The following is a 10,902-nucleotide window of genomic DNA, read 5'->3' on the forward strand; positions in this document are numbered from 1 at the left end:
CAGATATATTTTGATATTTGATCGGAACAATAAGAAGGGTATTTTGAGTATGAATGATATCCTATATCTTAATTTTGTACAGATGCTTTTAGTCTAGGTAATGCCCTCCAATTTTGAATTCACGGCTCTCTAAAATAACCTTTGTCCACCAATCTTTTCGAGTCTTAGCAAAATTAAAAGCATCTTCTAATATTTGATGACTTAATTGCTCTAAGACTTCTTTGTTAGATAAAGTTTCACAAATAAAAGCTGCTGCTTCGTCAGGGCTATTAATATCTAAGATTGGCAAGCCAGATAAATATGGCAATGCTTTAAGACAAGGCTCAGTTGCAAAGAAAGGTATTCCATAAGAAACACATTCAACTAATTTCATTTTCACTGAAAAATCATTATCAATAGGGCATATAAAAATATCGGAAGTCTGAAACAAATCCTCAAGCTGTTTTTTAGGAAGAAAACCAGGAATATGAACGTTACTTTCTATAGTCCAATCTTTGGGCATATTATTAAAATCTGTACCAGTAATCACGATTTTTATTTGATTATTTAGTCTTAATAATCTGGGAGATAATTCACATATTAACCATTTGACAGCTAAGGAATTGAAATAATAATCAATATTACCGGCAAACAGAACTGTCATTGAATTTGTATAATGCCAGCCCATGACTTTAGGAGGAAGTACTTGTGAATTGACTAACACTTTTTCATTAGCTAGTAAATATTTGGGAACATCGGCTGCGGATAAAAATATACATTTATTAGCCAATTTACAGACTTTCTTTTCAAAACTACTGACTCTTAAAGAAATAATAAAAATACGAAATTTAAAAAAGCTAGAAATGTCATTCCTTGCAAAATTAAGAGCAAGACTCCTAATCATTTCTGCTTCTCTATCAAATGCAAGATAAATTTTTCTCTGTTTAAGATTAAGAAAATCTTTAAACCACAAAATGCTATATAACTGTTCAACAATAACAACATGAATAGAGTGTCTATTGCAGAGATAGGTTAAATATTTAGAGACATGTTCTACTTGATTATAGTTTTCAAACGGTAAGTACATTACAGTCTGAAAACTAAAAGTTGCTCGCAATCTACGCACTACTTTTTCATATGTTTTTACTAACCTATTTAAAAAATTTCCTTTTTTGGTAGAAGAGATGAAATTAGTAGTTAAGTAATATTTTACTTTAAGTTTGTCTAATTGATCTCTGGTTTTTATTTGACTACTTTCTTGACAAGCAACAACAACATAAAGATTAATTTTTTCTAGTTGAGATAATTGAGAAATATCGTTCAAAATCGCCATTCCACCACCATTATCAGGGTCTAAAGGATAACTTGTGAAATAAAGAACGTTTTGCTTTTCCATACCTTCTCTTTTTATATATCTTGTATCAAAGCGGCGTCTTTTGTTGTAGGAGATATCAGGCTATCTCTATTAGTATCTCAGTGAAAAATTTCTAGGTGTTGCACTTCAGATTTGAATCGGCGATTGGCGCTGAGAATACTTGAAAGCTACAGGTTACTGAACCTTCAGTTTTTCTAGCAAACTCTTCGGATGTAAGTTCAACCACCTCAATTTCAAATGCCGACTCAATAAAATCAAAAACAGAACTATATGAGGAATCGGAAAGCCAAAGACCAATGACATAAGTACCTGATTTTAAATGTAGCTGTTCAATCTTGAATTTAACTATATTTTGTCCCTGTTTAAGGGATATTATTTGTCCAAGTGATACAGTATCTGCATTGACCAACTTTATACCGTACTGGTCATACACAACAACTGTAATACTTCCAACATTTATTGAGGAATCTGATTCAATATTCAGTAAAAATTCAAGTTCACCATTTGAATACGCATTAAAAGCAATATCTTTTTTTGAACTACTATATTGAACAGCAATAAAACGAGCTTGTCCATTGCCATTTCGATTTGCATCACTTAAATTTATCCACTCTTTGGGTGAAGCTTTGCAAGAATAGGAGTTGCTAGATAAATATTGCGTTATCACGCTGTTTGTATTCCCGTAATTAATTAGCTGCCCCTTATTTAGTAACAAACATTTAGAACATAGTCGTTGAATTGCTTCAATATTATGACTTACAAATAGAACTGTTCTGGCTTGTTCATTGGATACTTCCTGCATTTTGCCAAGACATTTTTTCTGAAAATTTGCATCTCCAACGGCTAAAACCTCATCCACAATCAAAACATCTGGCTCTAAATGTGCCGCAACCGAAAATGCGAGCCGTACATACATCCCAGAGGAGTAGCGTTTAACAGGCGTATCTAAAAATTTTTCAATCTCTGCAAAATCAACAATTTCATCAAACTTGCGTTTGATCTGTTCCCGACTCATGCCCAAAATTGCCCCATTTAGGTAAATATTCTCCCGCCCCGTCAACTCAGCATGAAAACCTGTCCCCACCTCTAGCAGACTCGCTACCCGCCCCGTAATCTCAATACTGCCATGAGTCGGTTCTGTAATCCGGCTCAAAAGCTTCAGTAGCGTCGATTTGCCCGCTCCATTCCGCCCAATAATTCCAACCCGATCGCCCTGCTCAATATCAAACGACAGATCCTTGACTGCCCAAAATTCCTCACGATTCGAGTTTTGCGTGTTGCGTTTTGCGTTTTGATTAAAAGGGTTCAAAGTCTTTGCGATCGATTTCGCCCTGTCCGCCATCACATCGCGCAACACCTTATAGCGACGTTCCTCTTGCTGATGGCTCAACACATATCTCTTACTTAAGTTCTCAACCTTGATTACCGTATCCGACATGAATCCTCCAACCTGTGCTAACAGTTCCTGAAACGCTGTGTCTAAATAATGTCCGCAAACTTGCGCTCCATTCGGCGGAAATAGTAAATTCCGGTAATCAGCACTAATATCACTAACGCCACCGACAAGAGAAATCCTGGTAAATAAATGTCAAAATTTTTACCCAAAATTGCCCACCGGAAACCATCAATTACACCCACCATTGGATTTAATGAGTAAAGCAGTCGCCACTGTTCCGGCACTACGCTACTACTAAAACCCACTGGTGAGATATAAAGTCCAAACTGCACAATAAACGGCACTATATACCGGAAATCCCGATATTCCACGTTTAATGCCGCCAGCCATAATCCCGACCCCATCGCTGCCGCAAAGGCGATCGCAATAAACAACGGCAGCGTTAGAATTCGCCAATCCGGCACAAAGTTATACCACGCCATAAAGCCCAACAAGATGATCCCAGAAATCATAAAATCCACAAAACTCACAATCACCGCACTCGTTGGCACAATCAAACGCGGAAAATAAACCTTAGAAATTAAATTAGAATTACTAATTAAGCTATTACTACACTCACTCAAGGCATTGGAAAAAAACTGCCAAGGTAGCATCGCCGAAAACACCACAATCGGGTAAGGCGCACCCGTTGACGGTGCCTTGAGTAAAACCCCAAATACCAACGTAAACACCATCGTTGTTAAAAAAGGCCGCAGTAATGCCCAAGCCAGCCCAATCGCCGTTTGCTTATAGCGCACCAAGATGTCTCGCCATGCCAGGAAGTAAAACAATTCCCGATACTTCCAGATATCCTGCCAATACTGCTGCTCGATTCGCCCTGCCTTAATCACTAATTTCTGCCGAGGCTCGAGCGTCTGTTTTCTCATCATGAAAATACCTCTATCCCCGTTAACCTATAGTCAAGTCAATAAATAAACTTCATCAAGCTCTTAACTTAATCCCAGGCACATTTATCTGACTCAAAGCAGACCTTTTTCCACCGTCAGATCCCCTGGAGTGATAGTAACCAGACCCCTTTTCAGCAGTAACCCCATTTACCACCATTCCTAAAACACGCGATCGCGCTTGCTCTAGCATCATTTTCGTACTCTTAGCAACAGCACGATCAAGCACTCCAGGATGTACAACCAGCAATATCCCATCTGCCATCTTGCCCAGCATGAGTGCATCACCAAACAAACTCAAGGCAGGAGTATCAATAATCACACAGTCATACTCTTTGACTGCCTCTTGAATTAACAAAGCCATGCGCTGCGAATCTAGCAATGCTGCGGGGTTAGATGGGATTGTCCCAGCCGTTAATAAATCCAAGTTAACTAATACTTTTTGAGTGGTGTTGTGAAACTCTGCTTGACCAACTAAAACATTACTTAGTCCGACTGGATTAGATAATTTCCAGATTTCCTGTTGGGAGGAGTGACGCATATCCGCATCTACTAATAGGATTCTGCGCCCCATATGTGCTTTGGCTACTGCCAAATTTGCAGCCACAAATGATTTGCCTTCACCTGGAGCTGAACTAACTACGGCAATTACTTTTAATGGTCGATCGGAGATAGTAAAATCCAGGTTCATCTGAAGCATCTCAAAGGCTGAACTTGCTCCCGAATATGGATTATCTTTGACTGGTAGTTCGACTAAACCTTCCCCACTGTTTTTAGCTTTTTGAGCCAAGCGAGGAATCGTACCGAGTAAAGAATAACCTAATAACTGCTGGGCTTGCTCAAGAGTTTTGAGGGATCGATCCATAGCTTCTAAGATCAAAGCTACCCCTACACCCAGCAAAATCCCCAAAAATCCACCCAGCGCTAGCTGAAAGGCAATTTTGGAAGGAACAGCTTTTTGAGGAAGTAAAGCCGCAGATATTACTCTGGCATTACCAACACTCTGATTTACTACTACATCGACTTCTTGCGATCGCTTTAGCAGTTCTTCATAAGTAGATGTAGCAACTTGCAACTGTCGCTCTAGCTGTTGCTGTTTTTCTTGCAGTTGGGGTAAAACACTCAATCGTTTTTGAGAAAGTGTGTATGCATTCTGCAAAACTGTAATTCGGTTAGCTAATGCTGAACGTTCTACATCTGACTGTACCAGTTGGCCAACTAGGGTCTGCTTGAGTTCTCCCATCCCTAAATTCTGGGCTGGTACAGATTTTTCTCTATCTGCATTCTCAAAAATTCGCGTCTCTAGCTGCTTTTTGAGGGCTGCTTCTTTTGCTAACAAATTAGCGATCGTAGGATGTTTGTCTGTATAACGAGTCTTTTCTACTGCTAACTGGTTTTGCACCTGTTGGTATTGTGTTAATACTTCCTGCACAGCTTTTGATTGACTTAAATTCCCCATATCCACAGCCTGCTGCGAATTCAATCTCAATTGACGTTGCAGAAGTTTTGAGCGAGTCTCAGCATCCGTTAAATTTGCCTGGGCTTGGGTAATCTGGTCTGATAAACCCGCGAGTTTATCCACTCCTTTTGTTGCTTCTTGCTCTAAAGCAATTACCCGATTTTCTTCTTTAAATCGACGCAAAGCTGCTTCCGATCTAGCTACCCTTGCTTCAACTTCAGGTAATTGCTTGCGTAAAAACTTCTTTGCCACTGTCGCTTGGGCTTGGTTAATGCGAATATTGTTCTCCAGGTAATATCTCATCAGCGAATTCACAACATCTGCGGCTTCTTTTGGATTGCTGCTGCTGTACGAAATCGCCAAAATATCTGTACCCCGGACACTTTTAATTTTGACTTGTTTGAGAAACTCATTTATTTCCAAGGGTGTTCCTTGCTTATCTACCAACCTGAGACTAGCAATAGTTTTCTCAACTATTGGATTAGAACGAATGACCTCTGCTTCTGTATCCAATGGACTGTTGATTTCAGTCACACTTCTCAACTCCCCAACTTGTGCTGAGGGATTTGTCAGCGAAGAAACGCGGTCAGTTTTACTGAAAAGCAACTTACCTTCTGCTTCATAAATTGGTTTTTGCTTGATAGCACTTAAAGCTGAAAGCCCAAAAATAGAGGCAGTTACCGCAGCTATAATTAGCCAACGCCTTTTCAGAAGTAGCGAGTATTGCTGCAAATCTAAGGAGTTTTGGTCTTCTTGGTTAGAGGGCATGGAGTATGTTACGAATACCTGAAATTGTTTTTACTAATTTTGCTTCACAATTTTGGTAGTCCAAGATAGTTATTTGGACATAATTAGGATTAATCCATAATATTTTGTATCAAAAAAAACAAAAAAATACTTACTTTGTAAGATATTTGCTTTCTGTGAGATTTTATTAGATTTATCCCAGAAATATTATCTGAATGTCAAGGGGTGTTTAACTTTTTTCTAATATTTTAAATTACATTAATAAGCGGTTACTTCAACTCATTAATATATCAATTTAATAACAGCATTTTAACAGGTTACATAACTTTTTACCTTATTTTGTTACTATATAAACACTTACTTTAGCAGTAAATATACGCTAATAAATAAATTAAATATAAAGTTCAGATTTGACTACACTCATGGCATAATGCAAATGTCAAAAGAACAACCTTGAAGTCGTAGTGTAGTTCGTACAGCCAATGCAAGTTAGGATATATATCCTACAGATATGCTATACCGACGCACAGATAGTTCCCCTCCTAGTTTGTAATATCTAATCTCTAATTTCTTTGACAAACAGAGCATACGAAAATTTATTGTTTTTGTACGCTTTGGCACAGTACGGCTAGTCTTTAATATTCCCTTCTTTGAATCTGTTGCTGGTTTTAACAAAGAAATCGAGTTCAGGATACTGAAGAATAATAAAAACCAATGACTTCCACAAGTTATGTTAGTTTACCTACCAATGCTAGGCTGCCAAATATAGTCCGCAGCCTACCGATATTGCTTTTGTTAGGGGATATTTTTGGGTTGCTAATTTGTTTAGCGATCGCACAATGGTTGCGTTTAGATCAACCCTTACATTGGCTAAATCCGTTACCTTATACATTTGTCTGCATGATACTTGCAGCATTTTATTTAGCAGATGCTTACCATCCAGATCGGCAAATTTCAGGTTTAAGAGCGCCTGCTCGAATTATTGTTTGTAGCATTGCGATCGCATTCTTTATTTCCGCCCTAATTTACTTGTCAGGTATTGCCCAACATAATCCGGTAACGTGGCGGAGTGTCTTTTTACCTAGCTTGGGAATCTTTACTATCTGGGCAATAATATTGCGCGTGTTAGCAGTGAGATGGGTGCGATCGCACGCTCTAAAAAGTCGTTGGTTAATACTAGGAGCAGGGGATAATGCCATCAAATTTTCACAAAAATTGCTAGGGCTTAATCCTTTAGGAAAATTGACTGTTCTAGCAGAGGAAAATCAAAAAAGCATAGACTTACCAAAAAGCAATCTGAGTTATCAGGGAAGTCTGAGCGAGTTGTCACAATGGAGTCAAGAATCCTGGTCTGGGGTAATAGTTACAGCCCAGATAAACTTGTCTAAGTCTCAAGCACAACAGTTAATGCAGATGCGGTTACGAGGCATTCCGGTTTATACATTGCCGGATGTTTACGAAACATTTTGGTATAAACTACCTTCGTCGCTGTTACAAGATAAATGGCTGGCTTTTAGTGATGGTTTTAACCTAATGCCTGGTTACTTCAGTATGAAACTGAAGCGAGTTATCGATCTCATCTTGATCCTCTTTTTACTAGTATTAGTTGCACCACTTCTGTTGTTGGTTGCATTACTAGTTAGGCTAGATAGCCCTGGTCCAATATTGTACAGTCAGCAGCGAAGTGGGTTACACGGTAAACCATTTAGAGTTTATAAATTTCGCTCCATGTATCAGGATGCAGAAAAGTTGGGAGCGCAGTGGGCTAGTCAACGCGATCCACGAATCACCAGAGTCGGATACTGGCTACGTTTATTGCGTATTGATGAATTACCCCAAATATGGAACGTCCTACGGGGTGAAATGAGTCTGATTGGGCCTCGTCCAGAACGACCAGAATTTGATGTCAAACTCAAAGAAGCGATTCCCTACTATGAAGTTCGCTATTTGGTCAAACCTGGAATTACAGGCTGGGCACAGGTTATGTATCCCTATGGAGCATCTATAGAGGATGCTTACGAAAAGCTGTCATACGATCTGTACTACATCAAAAATTATTCCATTTGGTTGGATTTAGCGATCGCCTTCAAAACGATTCGAGTTGTTTTGTTAGGTAAAGGTAGATAAGGAAAAAGAAATGAAAAATAAAATATTGGTAACTGGCGGTGCTGGTTACATTGGCTCCCATGTAGTTCGTCAACTAGGGGAAGCTGGTTATGATGTCGTAGTCTACGACAACTGCTCTACAAGTTCACCAGCATCGGTACTACACGGGAAACTAATTATTGGCGATTTAGTAGACAGTGGGCATCTTTATCAAGTTTTTGCCCAGCATAAATTCAGTGCAGTCTTACACTTTGCCGCTAGTCTGATTGTTCCAGAATCAGTAGCTCATCCCCTCGACTACTACGCCAACAACACCCGCAACACCTTAAATTTGCTGCGCTGCTGTAGCGTTATGGGTGTTAACAAGTTCATTTTTTCCAGCACAGCCGCAGTCTATGGGGAAGTAGAACAAAATCCTGTTACTGAGTCGAATCCTACACAGCCCATCAATCCTTACGGACGTTCAAAGTTGATGAGTGAGTGGCTGATCCAGGACTATGCAGCAGTATCTACACTAAACTACGTAATTTTACGTTACTTTAATGTAGCAGGTTCTGAACCAAGTGGACTATTGGGGCAAATGTCACCGAATGCCACACACTTGATTCGAGCTGCTTGTGATGCCGCACTCAAGCGCAAGCCAGAAGTCCGAATTTTTGGTACTGATTTTCCTACGCCCGACGGAACCGCAATTCGAGACTATATCCATGTTGAAGATTTGGCGACTGCTCACTTAGATGCTTTAGATTACTTAGAAAAAGGAGGGGAAAACCAAATTTTCAACTGCGGTTATGGGCAAGGATACAGCGTGCGACAAGTTATTGAAAGAGTCAAGGCTATTTCTGGTGTAGATTTTCCCGTTATTGCTGCACCACGTCGTCCAGGCGATCCTGCCTGTGTTGCAGCTTGTGCTGATAAAATCTATAGGGTTTTGGGTTGGCAACCAAAACACAATGATTTAGACGAGATTATCAACACAACCATTGCTTGGGAAAAACAGAAGAGTAGCTTGGCAAGCCAAAGGCATCTAAATATGGCATATGCATAATTAAAACTTGGTACTTAATTAACCTTGTTTTTGGAATTTAGATAACGTGAATTCGACGGCTGATATAGTGTCCCTATAATTGACTCAATCAAAAAAAATCTTAGAGGTTTGACTACACAAAACCGTCCCTCTTGGAATCAGATAAGCACAGACTTAAACTAAAGTTCAAGGCAGAGAGAGGCTAGTCGAACTTACGTTGACATAGGCATTATCTTTAAATAAAGGCACGCAATTACTGATGTTAAAAGCGCAGAGGCATCCAATTGTCACGTAGCGTATCAATGCAGTCAATTCTGAAGACATTGCGATAACGATAATTACGATTGAAGAACAACTACGTGGGAGATTTAATGTAATTAGAAACGCTTCCTCGCCTGATAAATTGTTATTAGCTTACGCAAAGCTACAGGCTACTTTAGAGTTTTTTCAAAATGTGCGATCGCTTGGATTGGACAAGTATGCTATTAATTATTACGAAGACTTGATTCGTCAAAGAATTCGCATTGGTACACAAGATTTACGCATTGCGGCAATTACGTTGTCGGTGAATGGTATTTTAGTAACCCGCAACCGCAAGGATTTTGAAAAATTGCCTAACTTGCGTTTAGAAGATTGGACTATATTTTAGATTTTTCCTCGCCAAAACCATCGATAAAAACGCCAACAACACCCAATTCCCATAACGCACACCACAAACCCAACCACAAAACCAGAGACAAAACTAACAAAACCGAAAAAAACAAACAATAAAAGTAAATAACACCACAATATAGGCATATCAAAAGATGATTGCGAAACTTGAGAGTGAGTTGGCTGAACTGAAAATGAAGTAGTCGTAATATTGGATGTTACCGATGGTAATGATGCAACCTCCCAAATCTTGATAGTCTTGTCCCCACTTCCACTGGCAAGGATTTTGCCATCTGGACTGAAGGCTACCGAAAAAGAATGTCCCTGGAAAGCATGGATTTGCGCTCCCGTTGTCATATCCCATAACTTAATATCACCACAACCTCCACTGGCGAGGATTTTGCCATTTGGACTGAAAGCAACCGAACAAACCCAGTCTGAATGCGTCTGGATAGTGTATATTTGCCATCCTGTTGTGACATCCCACAGTGTAATAGTCTTGTCATGACTTCCACTGGCAAAGGTTTTGCCATCTGGACTGAAGGCTACAGAATTAACCCAGGAGGAATGCACCTTAATGGTGCGGATTTTCCTCCCTGTTGTGACATCCCACAGTTTGATAGTCTTGTCATGACTTCCACTGGCAAGGGTTTTACCATCTGGGCTGAAAGCTACAGAATTAACCCAGGAGGAATGCGCCTGAATAGTGCGGATTTTCCTCCCTGTTGTGACATCCCACAGTTTGATAGTCTTGTCATAACTTCCACTGGCAAGAGTTTTACCATCTGGATTGAAGGCTACCGAACGAACCGAGTCGGGATGCGCGTCGATAGTGCGGATTCGCCCTCCTGTTGTGACATCCCACAGTGTAATAGTCTTGTCAGAACTCCCACTAGCAAGGATTTTGCCATCTGTACTGAAGGCAACTGAACGAACCGAGTCGGAATGTGCTTCGATAGTGCAGATTCGCCCTCCTGTTATGACATCCCACAGTTTGATAGTCTTGTCAGAACTCCCACTAGCAAGGATTTTGCCATCTGGACTGAAAGCTACAGAATTAACAGAGCTAAAATGCCCTTGGAGGGTATGTATTTGCTCTGCTATTGCGATATTTTCTAAAGTTTTACAGCATTTACGGCTGTTATGAGGTACAGTAGCAGCAACTAGCAAACCAGTTTCTTAAATGTTGAGGATTTATTAAATTGAGTGCAACTGAGA

8 protein-coding genes are annotated in these 10,902 nt (G+C 39.8%); 3 read left to right on the plus strand and 5 right to left on the minus strand.

Annotated elements, in window-relative coordinates; all coding sequences use genetic code 11:
- Nucleotides 1-88: 88 nt before the first annotated feature.
- The 4 genes from V7K44_RS09935 to V7K44_RS09950 form a co-directional block, all read right to left on the minus strand.
- A complete protein-coding gene (locus V7K44_RS09935) occupies nt 89-1,375 on the minus strand; it encodes a glycosyltransferase (RefSeq protein WP_334931009.1) in 1,287 nt (428 codons plus the stop codon).
- A 91-nt stretch (nt 1,376-1,466) separates the two neighbouring features.
- On the minus strand, nt 1,467-2,792 hold the full coding sequence (locus V7K44_RS09940) for an ABC transporter ATP-binding protein (protein WP_334931011.1): 1,326 nt from the start codon (nt 2,790-2,792) through the stop codon (nt 1,467-1,469).
- Between the two features lie 41 nt (nt 2,793-2,833).
- The gene (locus tag V7K44_RS09945; RefSeq protein ID WP_334931022.1) at nt 2,834-3,676 is read right to left on the minus strand and encodes an ABC transporter permease; all 843 of its coding nucleotides are present in this window, start codon (nt 3,674-3,676) and stop codon (nt 2,834-2,836) included.
- A 55-nt stretch (nt 3,677-3,731) separates the two neighbouring features.
- Nucleotides 3,732-5,921, minus strand: coding sequence for a GumC family protein (locus tag V7K44_RS09950; protein ID WP_334931013.1), 2,190 nt, complete (start codon nt 5,919-5,921; stop codon nt 3,732-3,734).
- A 693-nt stretch (nt 5,922-6,614) separates the two neighbouring features.
- Here V7K44_RS09950 and V7K44_RS09955 point away from each other — a divergent pair.
- The 3 genes from V7K44_RS09955 (at nt 6,615) to V7K44_RS09965 (ending at nt 9,682) form a co-directional block, all read left to right on the plus strand.
- Nucleotides 6,615-8,027, plus strand: a complete 1,413-nt coding sequence (locus V7K44_RS09955; RefSeq protein WP_334931015.1) for a sugar transferase — start codon at nt 6,615-6,617, stop codon at nt 8,025-8,027.
- 10 nt (nt 8,028-8,037) lie between these two features.
- Complete coding sequence (gene galE, locus V7K44_RS09960) at nt 8,038-9,054, plus strand: UDP-glucose 4-epimerase GalE (RefSeq protein ID WP_334931017.1); 1,017 nt, start codon at nt 8,038-8,040, stop codon at nt 9,052-9,054.
- Between the two features lie 382 nt (nt 9,055-9,436).
- Nucleotides 9,437-9,682, plus strand: coding sequence for a type II toxin-antitoxin system VapC family toxin (locus tag V7K44_RS09965; RefSeq protein WP_334931019.1), 246 nt, complete (start codon nt 9,437-9,439; stop codon nt 9,680-9,682).
- Here the strand turns inward: V7K44_RS09965 and V7K44_RS09970 are convergent.
- Nucleotides 9,679-10,854 carry a WD40 repeat domain-containing protein gene (locus tag V7K44_RS09970; RefSeq protein ID WP_334931021.1) on the minus strand — a complete coding sequence of 392 codons (1,176 nt, stop codon included), beginning with the start codon at nt 10,852-10,854 and terminating at the stop codon, nt 9,679-9,681. The two genes, V7K44_RS09965 and V7K44_RS09970, sit on opposite strands and share 4 nt — an antisense overlap.
- Nucleotides 10,855-10,902: the final 48 nt, after the last annotated feature.

Source organism: Nostoc sp., from assembly GCF_036917235.1.
Lineage (GTDB): Bacteria > Cyanobacteriota > Cyanobacteriia > Cyanobacteriales > Nostocaceae > Nostoc.

Coding starts and splice junctions, on each gene's coding strand:
- V7K44_RS09955 (WP_334931015.1), top strand. CDS start 6,615: ATGACTTCCACAAGTTATGTTAGTTTACCTACCAATGCTAGGCTGCCA.
- V7K44_RS09945 (WP_334931022.1), bottom strand. CDS start 3,676: ATGAGAAAACAGACGCTCGAGCCTCGGCAGAAATTAGTGATTAAGGCA.
- galE (WP_334931017.1), top strand. CDS start 8,038: ATGAAAAATAAAATATTGGTAACTGGCGGTGCTGGTTACATTGGCTCC.
- V7K44_RS09935 (WP_334931009.1), bottom strand. CDS start 1,375: ATGGAAAAGCAAAACGTTCTTTATTTCACAAGTTATCCTTTAGACCCT.
- V7K44_RS09950 (WP_334931013.1), bottom strand. CDS start 5,921: ATGCCCTCTAACCAAGAAGACCAAAACTCCTTAGATTTGCAGCAATAC.
- V7K44_RS09940 (WP_334931011.1), bottom strand. CDS start 2,792: ATGTCGGATACGGTAATCAAGGTTGAGAACTTAAGTAAGAGATATGTG.